The 22,630-nt window shown below is 70.9% G+C and carries 2 protein-coding genes (1 of these 2 cut by a window edge); both read left to right on the forward strand.

Annotated elements, in window-relative coordinates; genetic code table 11:
- Positions 1-21,865 carry the final stretch of a glycosyltransferase family 32 protein gene (locus tag IE302_RS29410; RefSeq protein WP_191257672.1) on the forward strand. It extends 23,768 nt beyond the left edge of the window, so 21,865 of the gene's 45,633 nt are visible here — the last part of the coding sequence; the start codon falls outside the window, past its left edge; the stop codon is at positions 21,863-21,865.
- Positions 21,866-21,903: 38 nt separating this feature from the next.
- Positions 21,904-22,524: a type VII secretion system-associated protein gene (locus IE302_RS29415; RefSeq protein ID WP_373308030.1), complete on the forward strand. Its 621-nt coding sequence runs from the start codon at positions 21,904-21,906 to the stop codon at positions 22,522-22,524.
- Positions 22,525-22,630 lie beyond the last annotated feature (106 nt).

A 22,630-nucleotide genomic window follows, 5' to 3' on the forward strand; every position in this document is an offset into this window, starting at 1 on the left:
GCAGCTGGCCGCGCTCGGGGAGAAGCGCGAGGACTGGCAGCCGTGGATCGACGAGAAGTTCCCGGATTCGGAGCTCCGGCAGTTCGAGCGGACCCTCGAAGCGATCCACGACGCGGACCGGGACTTCGAGGTCGAGGTCCAGGTGATCCGGATCGGCGCCGCCACCGACGCCGTCGACGGCACCGGCGAGCAGACGCGGGAGCACCAGAGCGAGCCGGTCCTGACCGAGACCGTTCACGAGGCGACCCGGACGCCGGTCAACCCGACCCAGCAGAGCGCGCCGATCGGCCCGGTCACCGTCGGCGGTGCCGTGAAGGGCGTCGGGACCGAGTCGACCACCCGGATGCGAGCCGCCGGCGAGGTGCGCAGGTCGGTCGACGTCCGCGGCCAGGGCCCGGTCAGCCAGTCGGAGCACGAGGTGGTGCATCGGATCGTGGTGCGGCCGCAGCAAGGGCGGTTGTTGCACAGGGACCGGGCCGCCGAGACGCGGGAGGTGCCGGTGCGGATGCGGCTGGAATGGCCGCTGCATCAGGCGGGCGCGGGTCCGAGCGGTCGTTCCCTGCCGTTGTCCTATCCGCAGATCGCGCACGACGCGACGCCGAAGCAGCGCGCCGAGCACCACAACGCTTTCCGGCAGGCGCGCAAGGCGATCAAGCACGTGGTACTCGCCGGGTTGTCGCCGCTGTTCGACCAGATCTGTCTCCAGCTGGGCCTCGACCGGACCGATCCGGAAGTCACCGTCCTGGACCGCTGGCTCGACACGATCGCCATGGAACACGGCGTCGATCTGCTGACCGGTGGGCTGGCCCGCAAGGAGTTCCTGTTCCGCAAGTACAAGCGGCCGGTGGAGATCGTCCTCGGGAAACAGCTCGACAACGACGCGGTGGCGAAGTACGTCGGCCGGGTCCAGCAGAGCGTGGGCCGGAAGCTGAGCACCACCGACACCCACGGCGCCGAGCACCGCGGCAACCAGGGCTGGGGCGGAGAGGTGTCCGTGGGCATCGGGGAGGACATCCTCGGGCTCGTGGGCGGCAAGCTCGGCGTTTCGGTCTCCTACGGCCGGACAGCGGAGGAATCCGAACAGCGCCTCGCCGGCCTGGTGCGGGAACTGAACGAACGGTCCACCGGCAGCGGTGAAGGTTACGACGTCAACTTCACCTTCACCGTCTCGGCGGCGGAGCCCGACCAGTCCGCCCACCAGGACGAGGACGAGACCGGCCGCCACTTCCGGAAACTGGTCCACCGCCACGAGGTCCCGAAGGTGGCCTTCTGGGTCAAGGGCGCCGCGCGCCTGACCGCGGCCGACGAGGCGGATCCCGACACCGATTTGTCGACCAACGCCGGCAGCAGGGCGAACTCCGATTCACGGGGCCCGGCCGGGCTCACCCACGCCGAGGTTCCCGACTACCTGCGCAGTGTGTGGCGGCTCAGCGAGCAGACCGTGGCCGACCTCGCGGGCCGGCTCGTGCATCGGCTCGCCGAAGACGGCGTGATCCCGGAGGACAAGGCCGGACGGGTCAAGGACCAGCTGATCACCGTCCTCCGAAGGGATGAGCCCCGGCCGATGCTCGACGGCGGGGACGGCATCCGTTTCCCGTTGGAGGGCGCGGAAAAGGACCTGTTCCTCAGCGGTGTCGTCGACTCCGGGGCGGGAGTGCATCTCGGCCCGGTGCCCACCAGGGAACTCGAAGGCCTGATCAAGACCACCGACAACGAGCAGGTGGAAAGCCAGCGCTCCCGCGAGAAGAAGATCGCCGTCTCGGTCGAGGGTGAGGCCGGACCGGTCTCCCTCAGCGGGGCGCTCGCGCTGGCCTCGGGCAAGGAACGCGGCGGAATCATCGCCAAGACCGTGGAACATGAACGCGCGTGGTCCGGCGAAGGCGATATCCACCTTTACCGCTTCCCGGTCCGGATCGAGGCCAGGCTCGGGGTGGACTGGCAGCACCTGGAGCCGCCGATGCGGTGGCGCAACGAGAAACCGGCCACGGCCGGGCAGGCCGGCCCGGTGGAACCCGAGTACGACACGGAGATCCCGGGGCGGGTGTCGATCGCGGTCGCCGCGCGGTCAGGGATCGGCGTCGAACTCGACCAGGTCCCGGTGGCCGAGGAAACGGGCTGGATGGACGAGGATCCGCTCCGGTCGGGCCTCGTGTCCTCGATGCGGCCCGGTGCGCTGCCTTCGCGCTACGACCTGGATTCGGTCGCCCCGGTGCGCAAGCTGACTTCGACGGCCACGGAAATGCTTACCCCGCCGTCGGCGGAGGGCGCCCGCGGCAAGGCGTCCTCGGTGGCCAAGCGCGTCGCACTGGGTTCGGAGCCAGCTCCACTGGCACAGCGTGCCGAAGGCGAGGCCAGCCCGTCGGCTTCCCAGCAGGCGCTCGAAAAGTGGGCGAGCTGGCCATCACGGCAAGGCAGGTTGGGGCTGGCCGCCGGTCCGTCGGACCAGTTGCGACTGGAGCAGTACAACGACGGCGGCGAGCTCGGCTTGGGTGGCCGTGACCTGATCGGGACTGCCACGTTGAGCACGGTCTACGGCAACCCGCGGGTCGTCGACCGCGAGCTGGAGCACCTCTTCTCCGGCGCCGAAGGCACCCAGACGGTGCTGACCAGCGGCACCAAGAGGCAGCGGGGACCGGAGGCCTCATTCGGTGTCTCCGCCGAAGCTCCGGACATCATCAGCGGCGGCGTCGAGACCACGGCCGCCTACCAGCGCGGACCGGTCGCGAACGAGGTCGACGTCGTCGCCACGCGCAGCGAGCACCAGCGCGTCGAACGCGGCTACCTCGTGGAATTCGACGCGCGGCACCTGCTCGACACCTCGGTGCACGAGAACCTGGTCGGCCCGCTGGGCGGCAGGCACGACCGGCCCGCGGTCACCGCCGGCAAGCTCAAATTCGTGCCGCGCGCAGTCAAGGTCTGGGTCCCGGCGAGCGAACTGCACACGGTGGGCGAGCTGTCCCGGCACGACGTGCAGGAGAACCTCTTCCCCGAGGACAGGCAGTCGTACCGGCTCGCGGGGGAGACCCGGCGCCCCTCGGTCCCGGCTCCGGACAACCCCGCGGAGCTGGGTACCTACGAGCCCGCCCGGGCCACCGCCGTGACCGATCTGGTTACTGGGGTCCGCGCCCGGCTGCGGGAGTGGGAAGCGACGATCGCGGACAGGGAAGTCGCCACGGAATACGCGCTGCTGCACGACGAACTGCTGCGTTCGTTCGGCAACCGGCTGGTGCTGGGCGGCTTCAACACGATGATGAACGCGATGCGCAACGGTGGCGTGGAGCTCTACGCCGCCCGCGTCGGGAAGTCGGGCAAGCTGGAACAGCTCGTTCTGGTCAGCGCGAGGGAGACCTCGTCCCGCTACCGGGGCGAGACCCCGCGGCACACGGAGCGGCAGACGATCACCACCACCAGGATGGTGCGGGAAGGGATCGTCACCTCGGTCAGCTACGGTTTCACCGCCAAGGCCACACCCGCCATCCCGATCCCCGATTTCTCCGGCTCGAACTTCCTGCTCGACGGCGCGGTCGACCCGACCGCGGCCATCGAAGCCGGCAGGACCACCCGCGAAGAGCGGGTGCGGACCGAGAAGCACACCACGGAGTACCGGCGCACCGGGAAGTCGGACGAGTACGAGCTCGACCTCGTAGTCGACGTGCTGATGCGGCCCTGGGCCCGCTCGGGCATCTACCGGCGCCGGGTTCCGTTGTGGCGCAAGACCCCCATCACCGACGCCTACAGCGCACCGGCGTTCGCACTGCCCGGCGCGGTACGGTCGACGATCCCTTCGATCGTCACCCTCGGCTCCGGGTTCCTGGACAGCCTGCCGGGTTCCCTGCGTGCGCATTGGCGGCGCGCCGGCCTCACGGCCGGTGTCCCGACGGACGCTTCGGTCGAAGCCTGGCCGTTCGCTTCGCCCAAGCTGCACAACGAACTTCTGACGCTGATGAAGGAGCTCAACGCCCGCCGTGCCTACTCGCTGCTCGCGGGCAGCCGGGCCGATCAGCTGAGCCACCACTTCACGGCCGCTCTCACCGAGGACGGCTACATCGTCACGGTGGACAGCCGCACGGTCTCCAGCGTCGCGATCACCTTCGACCTCACGGACCTGAAGCTCGTCAGCGCCATTCCCGGCGCGACCACCAGCACGACCCACGAGTCGGACGACACGACGAAGCAGGACGCCGGCACCGACGGTGCGATCACCGCGACCGTCCTCGGTGGACTGGCCGCCGCCGTCGCCGGTGACGCGGCTGCCTTCACGAGGGAGCCCGGCACCGAGCTTCCCGAGGAAGAGATCGACGCCGAGCACGCCGACACCTCGGCGAACCGGCCGCGGCTGCCGTACCTGGTGAAGGCGACGCTGCACCCGACGCTCGTCCTCCGCGGCCGTGACAGCAAGGCGGCGGAAACCCGGCATCTGCGTGCCGACGGCGAGATCAGGCTGCGAGTGGACGAAGCCGGAGCACGCGCGCTCGGCCTCGATCCCGCGGCGGCCAGGCCCGCGACCGCGGACGGTTCCAGCCCCGTGCCGGAGACAGGGAACGTCCGCTCCCTCTCGGCGCCCGCCCAGGCCACGGAGCTTCCCATGACTTCGTCGGCGACCGCGCTGACCCGGCCGCTGGGCACCGGCGCGGCCGCCACCCGGGCCCGGGTCGGCGCGATCCTCGGCGATCCCGAGTCGGCCACAGGAAAGGCCGCGGCCTGGCTGCCCGCCGAACAGGGCGTCTTCGGACTGGTCCTGCTCGACCACGATCTGCGGGACGTCCCGACCCTGCTGGCCGCGCTCGACGCCGGGAACTGGCGCCGGGGCGTCGACCGGATCCGGCTCTACACCTGCAATGTGAACGACCTCGCCGGGATGGCCGACGGGCTGCACCGCGCGGTGAACGCCGACGTCGCCTGGCCCCAGTCGCTGCTGTGGCTCGGCGTCGAGAACGCGGGCACCACCGTCCGGGTCGGGGACTTCGGCGTCGGCGCGGACGGCAGGCCTCAGTTCCGTGAGCTGGAGAACGGCTGGAACGTCGCCACCGGCGGCAAGAAGCGCGTGAAGAAGACCGGCTTCCCGCAGTACGACGAGACCGTGCCCGCCGACGCGCCGACGCGTCTCGGCCTCGCCGAGCCGCGGCACCTGGGACCGGGTCGCGGAGAGAGCTCCCGTGCCGGTGAGCCAGCCGCCGAACCGGTGCCGCCGTTCGCCGGGGCGCAGTGGGAACCGTTCGCCGGAGGCGCCGAACTGCTGTGGTCCGGGAACTTCGCCGGGCAACGCGCCGCCGAGCACAACGACGTCCTGACAGCGGACGCCGACGCGACACTTGCCCGGACGATCGTCAGGCTGGTGCCGGATCTGCTGCGTCGTGGCGAACTCGGGATCGAGCAGCCGGATCTGCGGGTGGTCTACGACCTGCCCCGCCAGGCCACCACGAAACTGAACCGGCCGGGAATGCGGAGGCATCGCGAGGCGATCGTCCGGATCGTGCTCGACCACGTCGATCAGCGGATCCGGGACTTCACCGGCGGGGATCGGGCAATCACCGCCGCCGGTCTGGGACTGACCGTCGACGCGATCTACTGGCGGAAGAAGGACGACGACAGCTCGCCCAGTTCGTACTCGCTGATCCGCGTTCCCGACCCGGGTCTGCGGCCCGCGGACTACCGCGCCATGTCGGTGCTGAACGTGGAGTTCCCGCTCGGTGTCGCGGAGCTTCCGGCGGCGCACGCCAACCGGATCCGGCAGCTGGTCGGCGGAGCGGTGGAGCGGTGGGTGACCACCTCTGCGGGCAAGATGCCGCCGATATTGCTGGAGTTCGCGCGCCCGCCTCGGGAGAAGACGGCGGTCTTCGCCGAACGCCGACGCCATCTGCAGGACCTTGTCCAGGCCGTGGTCCGTGAGGAGGTCGTCCGGCACGCGCCGCATCTGCGGGCTGACGAGGTGCTGCCGGAGCTCGACTTCCGGGGGCCGGAAACCGCGGAAACACCGACCAATGGCGCGTGGTTGACGGTGACCATGGGCGATGGCGTGAGTGCGGGCACCGGTGTGCGTCCGCGGTCCGCGGTCGGCGAGCTCGAATCCTGGCGTCCGGGGGACTCGGCGTCGGAGACATGGCGCGAGGAATGGGGACGGCTTCTCGCGGCTGGATCGCTGCCACCGGACTTCGAGACGCCCGTGGTCGGTAAATGGCCGACGGGACGAGTGCGCAAGGTGTTCCGGGACTGGGCGAACGGGATGCTCGGCGAGACGGTCGCCGGCGACCGCGCGTTCAGCAGGCCGGAGATCGTGGCGCTGGCCGGTCCGGCGATGGTCACGCTCGAGGGGTTGAAGAACTGGTCGAAGTCCTTGCCCGCGCGGATTCCCGGCGCGTACGACGCGACGGTGGACGCCTTGGCGGCGTGGCGGCCGTGGGCGTCGGAGTCGCCTTCGTGGCTCGCCGAACTGACGTCCCTGCGGGCGCGGGGTCTGCTACCCGCGGCGTACTCCGTGCCCGCGGAAGGGGAGAAGGCGACCGCGCACACGGCGAAGGTGCTGCGAGCCTGGGTGCTGGGCATGAAGGGCGAGGTACGTCCCGAGGGCGGTCAGGTCACCGGGCCGGACGTCGCGCGGTGGGCCGGGGGGAGCCTGCTGGAATCCCGCACACCCAAGGATCTGTGGCGGGACGCGGTGCGAAGCCGGACCGGTCCCGCCGTCGCGTCGCCTGCTTTGGAGGCGCTCGAAGCGTGGCGCCCCTCTGCGCAGGGCACGCAGACCTGGCGTGCGGCTTGGGAACAGGCGCACGCGCAGGGGACACTGCCCGCCGGCCACGCCGCGCCCGTACCGGGCGACTACCCGGTGGGGGAGATCAGGCGGACGTTCCGGAACTGGGCGATCGGCATGCTGGGGGAGCAGGCCGCTGGTGGGCCCGCTTTCACCGCCTCGCAGATCGTGAGGCTGGCCGGTCCGGTCATGGTCACGCTCGACACGCTGCGCAGATGGCGGGGGTTCGTGCCCGAGCCGGACGGCACCGCGCCAGGGGTCGACGCTCTGACGTCCTGGCGGCCGTGGAACTCCGCCTCTCCGACGTGGCTGGACGAGCTGACGTCGTTGCGCGCTCAAGGCTCGCTGCCTCCGGTGTACTCCGTGCCGGGGACCGGACAGAGGGCTCAAGGAGAGACGGCGAAACTCCTGCGCGCCTGGGTGCTGGGGATGAAGGACGCGGTCCGTCCCGAGGGCGGTCAGGTCACCGGGCCGGACGTCGCGCGGTGGGCCGGGGGGAACCTCATCGCCTCCACGAGGCCCGCGCAGCTGTGGCGGGAAGCGCGGTACAACGCCCTTCCCCCGTGGCAGGACGATCCCGCCATCGCCGAAGACGGAGTGGGCGAGGGCCTGGTCCGTGCCGACGACCTGCGGGAAGGGTTGCTGTCCGTCGCCGGTGCCTCGGCCGCCCGGTCCGAGGAACCCTTCGACCCTTGGCTGGGCTTCGATCGGGAAGACCTGGAGTACCGGGACCTGCTGGACGATCTGCGCGACACCCGGGTTTCGGAGCCGGAGTGGCGTGACCCGGCCGATCTCGCCTTCGCCCCCGGACCTTCCGGCGTCCTGGCCGGCCGGAGCCGGCAGGCCGAAGACGCCCGGACCCGGCAGCGCCGGGACTCCCGTGCGGACCGCACGATCTCCCCGGCAGGTCACGACTCGCCGGGCGAGGACGCCGTCCCGATGCCCGCGCGCACCGAGGTCCGGTACTCCGCTCCGCGGGGAACCGCGCTGCAGACCGGGTCGTGGCGGCACGCGACCGACGAAACGGCCGGCTGGTTCGCGCCGTTGTCCGAGCCCCTTCGCCCCGAGGAATGGCGCGAACTGCGGTCTGTCGCCGAGGTGCGCACGGTGGACACCGAGCTGGTGGACCCGAAGGTGTGGGCCGGGTTGGCCCCAGGGCTGCGGCTCGACCGATACCACCAGCTGGTGCGTTACGACGTACGCCGGATGGAACCGCGGCCGGGCCGGTTCGTGCAGGAGTACACGGTGCGGCTGCGTCCTGCCGGGATGGTGGCGGCCGATCTGCTGCGCACTGTCGAGGCCGAGGTGCGAGCCGGACTGGAGGCACTGGGCGCTACCGGCGGAGTACGGGTGCCGGGCGGTGATCAGCTGTACGTGCGCTTCGAGTTCGTGGGTGCCGACGAGCCCGCGCACGCCGAGGTCCTGATCCAGGCCATGGACGATCAGCGGGGCAGCGACCAGCTGCGGTGGAACCCGCGGGACGGCAGGGCGCTGGCCCATGAGGTGCTGCACTTCGTGGGCCTGGTCGACGAAGGTCTGGACGAGCACCGGGTCTTCCTGCGGGACACCGGCCGCGGCCGGGTGATGTCCGACAACGGGCCGATGGGGCCGGCCGTCCACACTGGCGCGAAACTCAAGCCGCGGCACGCCTGGCTGATCGAGCGGACGATGACCGGCCAGCTCGGCCCGATCGAGGGCTGGAACCCGCTGCCCGTCCAGCGGGTGCTGCCCGACCTCGCCGGGTCGGACGCGGACGGTGGCAACGCGGTTCCGGTCTCGGAGCCTCCCTCCGCGCCGCGGCTGCACGGCCGTCGCTTCGAAGCGCGAGTCGCGGCGCCGGCGAGGCTCGCCGAGGCGGGTTACGCGACTGTCGTGAGTGGACTGTCCGAAGTGGAGGTCGCCGCCGAGCTGATCTCGGCCAAGGTGGCCGGATTCGTGGCCATGGCCGACTCGGGCGCACTCGTTCACCACGCACTGCCCAAGCGTGCCCGGGGACAGCTGATCGAGCTGAATGGCTCGCTCGCCGCGCATCCCGACCCCGCGGTGAAGGAGCAGGTGCGCACCTTCGCCACCGAAGCGCTGCTCGCGGCTTCTCTGGTGCCCACCCGGGAACGAGCGCTACGTCCGAAGCGGTCCGACGGCGGAGTGGAGGTGGACCGGCGGGCGGTGCGGCTGGTCACGCCCGAGAGGCTCGGCTGGTTGCTCGACGTCCTGAACTCCTACGTCGAGCGCGGCGAAGATCCCTTCACCACGCCGCGATCGCCCGTGCACGGCCTGGTCGTCTCTCCGGACGCCGAACTGCCCGTGCGCCTGACGGTGCTCGGTCTGGCGAACCTGACCCGGCAGGCGCGGACGGCACTGTCCAGAGATCCTCTGATGGCCGCCCTGCTGAGTGATCCGGCCGCGCTGACCGAGGCCCTGTTCGCCGCGGCCGGGCACGAGGAGCAGTACTTCCTCAACACCTGTGTCGCGGCCTCGGTGAACACCGCGGTGCGGACCAGGGTGCCGACAGTGGCGGGACTCCTGCAGGTCGGCCGGGCCATGGCGGATCTCACCGAACACGCCCTCACCCAGGTCGCCGCCGAGGTGCGAACCCGGCCGGACCGGCCGTTCGGCCGCACCTTGGAGGGCATGGTCCGCGAGCGGGTCGCCGACGCGCGCGCCGAGTTCGCCGGCATCGGGGACCAGGCACTGCGGCTGGTGGCGGCCGACCAGACCGACCCGGCCGTACGGCGGGAATGGCACGCGCTGAGCGAGCGCTGGGGCCGGTCGATGCAGAAGCTCGCCGCCGCCGCCGTACTCGACGACCGGCCGCCGGTGCTCACCCCGAAGATCGTCCGCGGTGACTGGTGGACCAGCCTCCTGCTGACCTCGCCGCTCGTCGTGGACCGGGGTGCTCGCAGACTCACCGGGATCGATCATGAGTCCTACACCGCCCGGTTCCGGTCGCAGCTGGCGCCGGAACCCGACGGCGCCCCGTTCGGCGAGCACGACGTCCTCGCCGACGAGGGGTCCGGTGTTCCGTTGCCCGAGGCACTCCGTACGCCGGGGCGCCGGGCGGCGTTCTGGCATCGGTTGAGCACGGTCGAGGGAGCGATCGTGTACACCCCGGGTCACGCGGTGTACCTGCAAGCGTCCACAGTGGCCGGTCAGCCGGTGTTCGTGATGAACAACGGGATGAACTCCTATCCGGCGGTACTGACGCCGCAGGAGTTCGCGGCCTGGGCGAACAGGCACAGCGCGCTGGCGAGTGCGAGGTTCTTCCCCGGGCCGGGTGGCCGGACGGTCGGCGGACCGGCACCGGAACCCGACCCGGTTCGCGGTGACCGTGGCCCACGCCCGGCGCACGAGACTTCGCGGTCGGCTCCGGCCGAAAGCCTCCAGGACGTCTCCTGGTCCGACGGCATGGACGTGGACGGCTCGTCCGTGATGTCCGAGTCCGACGCGGGGTCGTCGGACGCGGACCGGGTATTGCGGGAAGAAACCGCCGCGGAACTCGCCGTGGCGCGGCACTACACCGTCCACACCACGCAGCCGCGGCTCGACGGCCCCGCGGCGGACGAGGACCTGCGGAAGCTGGCGAGCGCGTTGCGCATGGCGGTGCGGCTGCAGCGAAGTGACGGCCTGGAGGTACCGAAGGTCGAGATCACCGGTGCGATGCGCGACGCGGTGCTCCTCTCCGGCCTCCTGCGGGTCGAGCTCGCCAAGGGCGCCGCGCTGCCTTCACCGGACATCGCGGTCGGCCCAGGTGCGCCGGGCCCGGTCGCGGTCCGGGTGTCGATGCCGGTCGTGCCGCGGGGGGCCGTGCACGCTCCCACCGGAGACGTCGTCGGCGGGATCAGCTTCGACTCGGGTGACGTGCCTGAGCGGGCCGACTGGGAGCGGCTGCATCAGGCACTGCCACCGGAATCGGGCCGGTCCGGGTTCTTCTACGTCTATGCCACCGGCCGTGACGGCCGATTCGTCGTCGGTGGCGAGGCGATCGACGGCGCGACCCTGGCCCGGCATGTCCGCAATTCCCCCGGATTCCTGCGGTACGCCCTCGGCGCGTCGGTGCCGATCAGGCTGGTCGCCGCCGATCCGGCGGATTCGGAGGGGATGATGGACGCGGCGAAGGAGTTCGCGGAGGCGCTGCGAGGCGACGGCGGGTTCCGCTCGGTGTTCTCCGCGACGGATCCGCTCGCGCTCGACTCGGCGGGCCGGGCGGTGCTGGAAAACAACGGTTCCTACGATCTGGTCTCGGAGATCCGGCCCGACGACGTGCGGTGGACGCTGCTGAAGGACGCGCACAACCGGCCGTTCGGCATGGGCTTCGAGACACCGGACCGCACGGGCTCCGTACACCACGAGGATCTGGCGAGGACCACCGATCACAGCCTGCGCGCGGTGAAGGTGTTCTGGTACGGCGCCGACGGCAAGAAGCGTTCGGAAAGCAGGATTCAGCCGTGGGCGGCGGAGACCGACGGCGCCCGTACCCGGCCGATCCAGCTCTTCCACGAAGTCGTGGGAGACCGGTTCAGCATGCCGATCACCGACGGCTCCTTCTTCACGGTCCGCGCCGAACTCGCCGCGGAGCTGACGGTGCGCTCCGCGGCGTTCCGGCAGTTGACCTCGGGTACGGCCCGCCCTTCGCTGATCCTGCTCAGCCAGGCGGATCCGGCGAAGGCCACCCCCGAGACACCTCAGGCCAACCGGCTTTTCCTGGACGAGGTGTGGGAGCAATTCGGGCCGTGGCAGACCTACGACTACATCGGTCCACTCGCGGTTCAGCGCAACGCCGTTCTGTCCGTTCCGAAGGGTGGCGATTTCACCGAAGGCCCCTTGCCGACAATGGACGAACTGGTCTTCACAGCCTCCGACGAGGTGTTCGGTTTCCCCGTACCCGGCGGAATGCGCGAGCCGTCGGCGGAACGCGCGATCCTGGAGTACCTGATCGACAACGACTCCGCGGATCTGAGCGGGCCGTGGGGGCCGAAGAAGCCGTTGATCGTCGCGGTCGACTCGCCGGACGGTACCTTCGCGCGGATCGGGGCCGAGCTCGGCGGCGTACTGGAATTCGGCGGTCGGCGGCTGGGGGAGTTGCTGCTGACCGATGAGGAGTTCCCTCGGCAGCTGCGGGCCGATCCGACGCGGCCGGTCGTTCTGGTGGGGAACGCCTCCGGCGCGCGGGTCGATTTCGGTGGTCTCGGCTTCGATTTCGCCGGGGCGCTGCGAAAAGCAGGTTTCTTCCATCCCGTCTACGCGCCGGACGGACCGGCGTGGGTGGAACGGGATCACCTCGCGACCAGCGGCGCGGGATTCGCATTGGTGTCGCGAGTGCGGTCCGGCGACGTCCGGATCGAGGCGCTGACGAACCGGGACGGCGTGGGCGTCGGGCTGTTCCTCCGCTATCCCGGTGACGAGGAGGCGTTCCGGAAGACGCAGGAATGGGCGGAGAAGACGACGGGCGGTCGCGTGGCGTCGTACCTCGTCCGCACCGCGACTTCCCAGCTCGCGACGCATGCGACGTGGCGGCCCGGCACGCTGCCGGTGTTCCTGTTCACCGGGCCGGGTGAACACGGATACCCGGCTATCCGGACCGACGCGGCGCCCCAGCGGTTCGGACCGGATGAACTGGCGCTGATCTTCCGTGACGACTTCCGCCTGCGGACCATGCTGGGCAGGGGAGAAGGCGATTCGACGGATCGCCCGCTGGTGCTCGCCACCCTGGAGGGGCTGACACCGGGTGTGCCCGAGTTCTCGCAGGCGTTGCTGCCCGGCGGGTATTCCCGGCCGGTGCATCACCTTCAGGGCGCGCTCACGCTGCTGCCCGACGGAGGCATCGCAACGGCCGGAACCACGTTCGCGACCGAGCGCGCGCCGATGCCGGGGTCGGAGGACATCGTCAGCTATGCGATGGCCAACCGTGCTCTCGGTGTCCACGGCGAGTTCTTCCCGCTCACGGCGCAGGACGCCCAGGACATGTTCCTGCCCACGGTGCGCGACACCGCCGTGCGACAGCAGTACTACCTCCGTGACATCAAGGAGCTGGAGAACGGCGTCGAGACACGGAGTGTGCACCCGGTCATTGCGCCCTGGGCCGGCAGCAGCATCCCGCCGTGGTTCCTCGACGGGCACGGGCTCGACAGTTCTGTCCGGTTCGGTTTGAAGACCGGCAGGCCCCTGCACCTGGGGGACACCGTGGAACTGGACGGCGCCGCCGCCGCGCGGATCATCGCCGGGACCCAGGTGTACCGGCAGGCGGGCCCGCATCCCGCAGCCCCTCTCGCGCTCGGCCAATGCGACCTGCAGAAGATCGCGGACGGCACGGGCGCGGCGCCCGCGGAACAGCTCAAACTCGAATGGCACCGGATCGTGGGACCGGCCCAGGTCTTCGGTGCCACCGAAGCCGTCGCCGTCAACTACTTCGCGGCCACTCGCACGGTCGAATCCGATGGACGGTTCACCGAGGCCCTGCCCGCCGGGGATCCCGTGCCGGAGGTTCCGCTGGCCGATCTCGCGGTGAGCGAGATCGAGGACGTCGAGTTCGTCTTCCCTTCCCCTGCCCCGATCCTGCCGGAGGAGGCGGTCGAGGATGTGCGCCTGATCGCGCGGCAGGTCGCCCGGGCGGCGGCCTGGCGGCTGCGGAACGCCGCGGACCTGCCCGAGGTACGGATCCGTGGGGCGAACGGCACCGATGGACCGGTCGCCGGTCGGGCGCGCGCGGCCGCGGCCGCGGCGGTGTTCCGTGGTGAGTTGACGGCCGAAGCGGTGCGGCTGGGCAGACTGGGCCTGGACATCCGCCCGGAGCAGATCACCGTCGAGGTGGCCGGTGCCGAGGCCCCGGCCGGCCTGGGACGCGGTGCGCGGATCGAGGTCCGGCTGTCCCCGCAGGACCTCGGCGAAGCCGCCGTTCTCCGGGTCACCGGCGGTGACCGGACGCCCGGGGCCATCCGGGAACTCAACCAGTCGTTCGCGGGATTGGAGCGCGGGTACATCGCCCGTGCGGAGTCCGATGTGGACATGGCGAGTCCGGTGGGTTCGGAGCGGGACGCCGACGGCGAGAGCGATCCGGAGTATCCGTCCACAGTGGATGAATCCGCCTCCGAGTACGAGGCCTACCGGACGGCCCCGGCCCGGCAGGACCTGAGCCGGGACGAAGCGAACGCGGAGCTGGGCGCACCGCGGTACTACACCGTCGATGCCACGGTTTCGCATCTCACCGATCCCGCCGAAGCAGCGGATCTGAGGACGCTCGTGGACGCGCTGGAGACATCGGCACGGTTCCAGCGAGCCGATGGGCTGGCGGTGCCCAGAGTCGAGATCTCCGGGCTTCAGCGGGACGCGCGGGTCATCGCCGATCTCCTGCGGACGAAGCTGTCCGGAGCGCACGCGCCGCCGAGGATCGAGATAGGACCAGGCGCACCAGGCCCGGTCTCGGTCGAGGTGTCGGTACCCGACCGGCCGGAGGGCGCGGGATACGCACCCACCGAGAACTCCGCCGGTGGACTCAGTTTCGACTCGGGCAGCGTCCCGGAGCGGAGCCGCTGGGAGCACCTGCACGACGCTTTGCCCCGGACCGCGGGCAGGACCGGATACTTCTTCGTCTACGTGACCGGCTGGGACGGGCGTTTCCTGGTCGGGGGCGCGCTCATCGACGGTGCGACCCTCGCCCGTCACGTGCGGAACTCCCCGGAATTCCAGCGGCACGCCGCCGATCCCTCGGTGCCGATCCGGCTGGTCGCGGCGGATCCCGCGAACGCGGACCGCATGCGCGACGGGGCGGAGGAGTTCGCGGAAGCGTTGCGCGGCGACGGCCCGTTCCGTTCGGTGCTCGCGGCGACCGATCCGCTGGAGCTGAACGCCGACTGGCAGGCGGTCCCCGCGAACGGCGGAGCGTACGTCATGGTGGCGGAAATCCGGCCGGACGACGTCGGGTGGCTGTCGCTCACCGACACGGCGGGCCGGACGTTCGGCATGGGCTTCGCCACCCCGGCGCGGCTCGACTCCGACATACCCGCGAAGTTGTCGCTGACGACCGAGCACAGCCTGCGTGCGGTGAGGGAGACCTACACCGACGCCGACGGCACGGAACTCGCGGACGTCGGGATGTCGAAATGGGCCGCGGAGACCGACGGTGCGCGGACCCCGCCGGTTCAGCTCTTCCCGGACGTCGAGGCGGGCCAGTTCACCGTTCCGCTGTCCGACGGCAGCACCTGGTTGCTCGATCCCGACCACACCGCCGAGCTGACGGCGAAGTCCTCGGCTTTCCTGCGCTTGACGCAGGGGCCGACCCGGCCTTCGCTGATCATGATCAGCCGGACGGAGCCGGGTGCGGAAGCGGGGACGGGCGAGGCGAACCAGCGGTTCCTGGCGAAGCTGCGCGAGCTGAGCGGACCATGGCAGAGCTACGACTACACCGGTACGTACTCCGTCAGCAACGAGGGTGTGCTGTCCGTCCCGTCAGGGAGTGACTTCGTCGAAGGCCCGGTGCCGTCGCTGGACGAAATCGTGCACGCCGTCACGGACGGCGTGTTCGGCTTCCCCCGGTCCACTGAGGTGAGCGACACCGCGGCCACTGACGCCTTCATCGACGCGGTCGTCACCGGTACCGCGGACCTGCGCGGGCCATGGGGACCGGCGAAACCGGTGATCGTTTCGGCCGATTCGCCGACCGGGGCGTTCGCGCGGCTCGCCGTCCATGCCGGTGGCGTGCTGGAACTCGACGGCCGCCGGCTCGGGCAGATGCTGCTGGCCGACCCGGAATTCAGGAGTCATCTCGCCGCGGACCGGAACCGGCCGGTGGCGCTGGTGGCGTCCCACGCCGGTGCCCGGGTCAACTTCGGAGGCTTGGGTTTCGATTTCGCGGGCGCGTTGCGAGCCGAAGGATTCTTCAATCCCGTTCACGCGCCGGACGGTCCCGTGGGCTTCGCGGGCCGGATCGGCACGGCCGCGAACACCGGATTCCGCCTGGTGTCGCTCTTGCGGACCGGCGACGTGCGTGTGGAAACGCTCGTCGGCCGCGACGGTGAGGGGATCGGCTTGTTCGTCCGATACCCGGGTGACGACCGGGCCCTGCGACGGGCACGGGAGTGGGCGGAGAACGCGACGGCGGAAACCCTGGCGACCTACCGGGTCGGCGCCAGCTTCTCCCGGCCGGCCAAGGAGTCGCCGTGGCCCGCGGACACGATGCCGGTCTTTTTGATCACCGGTGGCGGGGGCCGCGGTTACCCGGCCGACCGCCAGGACGGGATCAGTCTGCGGCTCGATTCGGTGGAACTGTCGCGGATCGCGCGCAACGACCCGGATCTGCGGGCCATGCTGGGCAGGGCCCGGGGAAAGGCCACGGACCGGCCGATCGTGCTTGTCGCCCTGGAAGGCGGTGTCCGAGGCGTCCCCGAGTTCTCGCAAGCGCTGCTGTCCGGCGGTCTTTCGCGCCCGGTGCACCACACCAAGAACAAGATCACGTTGTTCGGCAATGGCCGCATCGCCACCGTGGGCGAGGAGTTCGAGACCGAAAGGGCGCCGCTGCCCGGCCCGCACGACATCGTCACTTACGCGATGGCCAACGAGATCCTCGGCACCCATGGCCAGTTCTTCCCGCTCCACGAGGGTGACGCCCAGGACATGTTCCTGCCCACGCGGTTCGACTCCGCCGTGCGGCAGCAGTACTACAGCCGTGAGATCGAGGAGGTCGTGGACGGTCTCACGATCAAACGGCAGGTGCCGGTCATCGCGCCTTGGGCCGGGAGCGGCGTCGCGGCGTGGTCACTCGACGGGCACGGCACCGTGGGCGTCCTCGGTTTCGGGTTGAAGACCGACCACCCTTTGCACATCGGTGACAGCGTTTGGTTCGACGGCGCCACCGCCGCGCGCATCGTCGCCGGGACCCAGGTGTACCGGCAGGCCGCGCCGGACCCGGCGGCCCCGATCACACTCGGGCAGTGCCGGTCGATGGAACCCGCCGCCGGGGCGAACGGACCGACGGCCGCGGAACGATTCCAGGTCGAGTGGCAGCGCATCGTGGGGCCTGCCCCCGTGTTCGGCGCCACCGCAGTCGTGAACGTGGCCGCGATCAACGCCACCAGGGCGGTGCTCTCCGCGGGCAGGTTCGTCGAGGCGTCATCGGACGGGAGTCCCGTACCGGAGGTCCCGCTGGCCGATCTCGTGGCGAGCCGGATCGACGGGGCGGCGATCGAGTTCCCGTCGAGGAGCAAGACCGTGCCGGGAACGGCGGTCACCGACGTGCGCCGGACCGCCCGCCTGACCGCCAGGGCCGCGGCCTGGCGGCTGCGGAACGCCATGGAACCACCCGAGGTGACGATCAGCGGCTTCGGACGCCTCGGGCGGTTCACCGGGACCAGGTGGGCGACGGCGACGGGACTGGCACGGGCGGACGCCGTCGCCGCGGTGTTCTGGGACGAGCTGACGGCCGAGGCGGCACGGCTGAACAGGCTGGGGCTGGACCTGAGCCTGGAGCAGATCACCGTCCGGGTGACCGGCGCGGTGGCACCGTCCGGCTTGCGACCCTCCGCGCGGGTCGACGTCCGGCTGACGACCCGTGACCTCGGTGAGGACGTGCTCCGCCAGTTCGTCGGCGAGCGCGGCAACACCCCTGCCAACGTCCGGAGGCTCAACGAGATGTTCGCGGGACTGGCGCCGGGGAAGGCGGCGAACACCACCGCGATGCTCGACGCGTCGTCCGGTTCGCCGGTGCCGCGTGGCACCGAACCCGACACCGGTATGGCGATGTTCTCCGGCGATCCTGCGATACTCGCCCGATGGCGCGCCTTCCACGACCGGCTGCCCTCCCAAGTCGGCGAGGACGGCCACGAGCCGTTCCCGGTCTTCGTAGCCATGCGGGACGGCGAGTTCGACCTCGACGGTGAGATCGTCGGCGGGACGGAGCTGGCCGGCCGGCTCGCGCGAACCGGGATCTACCGGCAGGAGGCGGCGACCGAGCCGGAGCGGGAAGTGACCGTCTTCGTCACCGGCCGGGACGGGGCCGCGGCCGATCGCACTCTGCGGGAGTTCGCCGAGGCCCTGCGCGGCCCGGGTCCCTACCGGCAGGTCACCGTCGCGGACTTGCCCGCGGCCAACGAGTCGTGGCAGGGAGCGGTCCACCGGATCTCCCGTCCTCGTCTGGAAGACGTCCGCTGGCTCGCGCTCTCGGACGCTCGCGGCCGGAGCTACGGCGTCGGCTTCCCGAGCGACGAGGGCACCGAGATGGCGTGGGAGACGTCGGTCGATCTCTCCACCGAGCACGCGCAGCGAGTACTCGCCGAAAGCACCGAATCCGCCGAAGGCGCGGATGACGGCTCGTCGGTGAGCAGCGACGCCTCCGACCTCTCCGAGGAGGAGACCGAACTTCTCGCGCCGTGGGCGGACGCCACTGAGGACGGCCGGGCGAGGCCGCTGCATCTGCTGCTGGAATCCGAGGCCGGGCTGCACGTTGTCCAGCTCCAGAAGAGCGAACGCGTCCTGCGGGTCTCCGACGAGGAGATGACGCACCTGGTTTATGCGACCGATGTCTTCGCCCAGGCGAGCCGTGACCGGGTGCGGCGGCCGCTCGTCGTGGCCACGGACGAGCTCACCGCCGGAACGGGCGAGCGGGATCCGGCCGCTGGGCTGCTGGCCGGTTTGAGGAGACTCACCGGCCCCTGGCAGGGCTTTTCCTACACCGGCCCGGTGCGGCACGGCAGGTTCGGTTACCTGCAGGTGCGGCCGGGCGAGCGGTTCACCGAATCACCGCTCCGGCTCGAAGACCTGGACCACGTGGTGGCCGGCTCGGTCTTCGGCTTCCCCACCGGCGCCGATCGCACCGCTGAGGCGGAGGTGTTGCGGCGCTTCGCCGGATCGGTCGAGACGGGGACAGCGCGGATCGAGGGCCCCTGGGGCGAACAAGACCCGATCTTCGTGACGCTCGACGGCGCCGCCGCGCACGTGAACCTCGGGCTGTCGAACGGCCCTCTCGTGGAGCACGACGGCGGGCGAGTGGCGCGGCATCTGCTGACGGAGCCCGCCTTCGTGGCTCAGCTGGACGACGAGCCCGCTCGGCCGGTCGTGCTGCTGTCCCGCGACGGTGCGGTGCGCAAGAACTTCGGCGGTGCCGGGTTCGACTTCGCCGGGGCATTGCGCGAAGCGGGACACTTCCCGGACGTCTACGCGCCCACCGGAGACGTCCGCATCGAACCTGACGGCATCGTCCAGGCCGAGGGGTCGGCGTTCGAACTGGTCTCGACCTGGCGCGCCGGCGACCTGGAGATCACCGATCTGCACTCGCCGGATCTCAGTGTGATGGTCAAGGTGCTGCGCTCGGACGGCGACCAGCAATTCCTGGCGGGTCTGCGTAGCTGGATCTCCCGGGTGAGCGTCGATTCGTTCGCCGCCTACCTCGACGAGCACGGGCAACGCCACGACGGCCCGTGGGACCCCGACGAACCTCCGCTTCTCGTCGTCGCCCGGTCCGGGCCCGGCGGCTACGCGGCGACCCGGCGGGACGGCGCCCACGGGGTGCTCGACGCGAAGACGGTCGGCGACGTTCTGCGGGACGACGAGAACCTGCGCCTGGTCATGGGCACCGCCGGGCAGTGGCCGCTCGCACTGCTCGGAGTGGGCGCCGTGGCGGGAGGAATCCGCGACTTCGCCACCTCGATGGCCTCAGGCGGCTATTCGCGGCCGATTTTCCAGCCGCTCGGGCGCGTCGGCTTCTCGCCGACGGGCGAGCTGATCGTCGAGGGCGGTCGCGTCGAAACGGTCGGACCGATCACACCCGGTCCCGGTGACCTGGTCGGCTATCCGCATGTGGGGTCGGACGGGGTCGTGCACGGGCAGTTCTTCCCCACGCGTGACTTCGACGCCACACTGGACGTGCTGAACGGGCTGAGGTACGCCGGTGCCGCGCAAGAGACTTATCACCGGATCTTGCCGAGCGAGGACGAGGACGTGGTGACCGCGGTCGCCGTCGCGGCCCCGTGGGCCGGCCGAGACCCGTGGCTCGTCGACGGGCACGGCCAACCCGCCAAAGGCCTCGCCTTCGCGATGGCGACCGGACGGCCGCACGTCCGGGGTGACGAGCTGTGGCTCAACGGCGAGGTCGCGGCGCGCGCGATCTACGGCAGCGAGATCTTCGCCCGGGCCGGAGCGGCGGGCCGGCCGGTGCTGCTGGGCCACTGTGAGAGCAACGCCGCTCTGCCAGGACGGCCCTCGGTCGCCTTCTACATCAAGGAAGCGTGGGAACGGGACTTCCGGCCGGTCACCCTGTGGGGAGCCGACGCCGAGGTCACGTTGAGCACCTCGGGAACGAGGGATGTCGCGATCGGCGGCCGGTTCGACGAGGTCGGCGCGGCGTCCCTCACTGGTCCGCAGACCATGGGTAGCGCGACGCCGAGTGGCGGTGGCGCCTCGGTCACCAAGGGCCCCGGCTCGTCCTCCGGCGCTCCGGCCGCGGAAGCCGCGGAACTGCCGGGCCTGAGCGCCGTCACGCACGCCGATCCCGCCGCGGTGGCAGACCTGGTGCGGCGGCTGGAAGGCATGGCGGAAGTCGCCGGACGGCGCGAGGAGCACCGGCTGCTGGGCCCGGACCTGTTCGGGTTCGGCCGGACACCGCAGGCCCCGGAAGCCTTACGCGGCTTGGATTACGATCGGCTGAGCGCGGTACAGGGTGCGCACCTGTTGCGTCGCTTGGACATGACGGTTCCCTTCCCCGACGCGCGGGCGCTGACTCCCGAAGCACTGGCGGAGGGCGAGCACGAGGTTTTCGTCTCGGAGTGGCGCGAGGACGAACTCCGGTACTGGCGGTCGCGAGGCGTGGACACCTTGCCCGCCCGGCGGGAGACTCCCCGCCTGCTGCACGGGATCTGGCTCGGCGGCCCGCTCGCGGACGGTGGCACCACCGGGGACTTCCAGGAGCGGTTCGCGGCGTCGGCGAGGACGGCGGGCGGCCGGGCGGTGCTGTGGACCGACGTTCCGCGCAGCCGCGTCGCCGCCGCGTTCGCGGAGGATTCCGACGGCTCGCTCGCCGGGGTGCGGGAGATGATCCGGTGGGCGCACGAGAACGGCGTCCACCTGGTCAACGTCGACGAGGTGTTCTCCGCGGACGCGCCGATGCGCCTCGACGCTTTCTACCGCGCCGAGCTGACCAAGAGCACCGGCGCCGGGTACGCCGAAGCGTCGGACAGCCTCCGCATGAACGTGCTGTCCCGATTCGGTGGCCTCTACATGGACGGCGACGACGTCCTGAACGACGCCGACATCCTGCGGAAGCTGCACGAGTCGCCGTGGGGAGCCGCCCTCAGCGGCCGCCGGATGCTCGCGTCCACCGGCAGGCCCTCGGTGTTCTACAACAACAGCCCGCTCGCGATGGCCAAGGGCCATCCGCTCGCCGGGATCTACCTGGACGTGGTGGAGCAGAACTACGGGCGGACCCAGCTCGAACTTTTCCCGCAGTCGGCCATCGCCGCGCCCCGGGAGAGCCACGCGACCCCGCGCGGCCGCACCCGGCGCAACTCGGTGATGTGGCGGACCGGACCGCTGGTGATCTCCCGGCTGATGGAGCGGCTCGGCGTCACCGAGATCCCGCTGCTGTCCGGGGTTGAGGTGCGGAGCGGGCAAAGCTGGGTGCCCGGTTCGCCTGCCCAGGTGCGGCGTGCTCCCGTCTCGGCGGAGGACGCCGAAGGTACGGCCCTTTTGGCGGCGAAGGTGGTGCAGACCCTCGTTCGCCAACTGCGCAACCGGCAAGGAGACCTGCACCTGACCGAGGTCGCCGACGTCGTCCTCCGGCACGAGACTCCGGAAGTGGTCTGGATGGCCGCCTTGTCCTTCTTGGCGTCCATGCCGGCGCTTCGGGACGAGGTTCGTTCGGTCACCTTGGAACGGTTCACCTCCGAAGGCACTGCGGTCGTCGCGCTGCCTTCAGAGGCGGGCTCACTTCTCCGCGTCCGAGAGGGAAAGCCCGCGCAGTTCCTGGGCGACACGGTGCGTCCTGCGACCCTTGGCGAACCCACCCCGGGCGCTGCGGGAACGCCGGACTTCGCCGAGGAGATCCTCAAGCGGCAGAACCAAGAGCAGCGGCTCACCGCACGGCGCAGGCCGCCGCCTCCGCCCCCGAAGCCGGGCGGGCCGTCCCGGTCCGGCTGAGCGGGTGAAGCGAAAAGAAAGGGACGATGATGGGCACCATGACCGAGACAGACGACGGCACCACGGCGGGTGACTCCCGGGAGAACTGGTTCCTGCTGATGGACCCAGCCTGGAGCCCGTCCACCGGCGACGAACCGCCGCCGATCGAGGCGGTCGTCGGCTTGTGGCCGCTGGAAGAGGGGAAGGTCGGCAAGTTCCGGGCCAACCCGTCCTACACGCCGACCGACGAGAATTCGCCGTCGGACCCGCTCGACGCCGTGCTGCGCCTCGTCCTGCAGGGACGGGCCGAGGCCGAGCACATCCAGCTGATGCTGCGGGACACCCTCTTCGACGTCGCCATGAACGGTGACGGCCGTCCGCTGGCCACGAAGTCGCCGGACGACATCCTGTGCGCCGTCGTGGCCACCGGTGAGCCGCACCGGCGCCGGATCGCCTCACCGGACTGGCGGCGCGTCGATCTCGGCGAACTGGTCGAACTGATCGACGGCGACCTCGACGTGCTGTTCAATCCGGCAGGGCCGGCCGCGGTACGGCTGGCCGGTGAGTTCCTGCGCGACACGATGGTGATGGACGACGAGCGGGTCGCCGAGCTCTACGCGAGCGCAGGGCAAGACGCTTCGGGTCTGCAGGTGATGCCTTGGGACGCCACCGAGAAATAGCGAAGGCCTTCACGGACTGGTGTTGGTGGCGACGGGCGAGGTGAAGGGGACTTCCTCTCATCGCTTGCGTGGGAAGGTCCCTTTCGCTTCGGGGCTCGCGTCCTCG

Origin of the sequence: Amycolatopsis oliviviridis, from assembly GCF_014654365.1 — a bacterium.
Lineage (GTDB): Bacteria > Actinomycetota > Actinomycetes > Mycobacteriales > Pseudonocardiaceae > Amycolatopsis > Amycolatopsis oliviviridis.

Excerpts from the sequence above, each read along its gene's own strand:
- IE302_RS29415 (WP_373308030.1), top strand. The coding sequence starts at position 21,904 with ATGACCGAGACAGACGACGGCACCACGGCGGGTGACTCCCGGGAGAAC.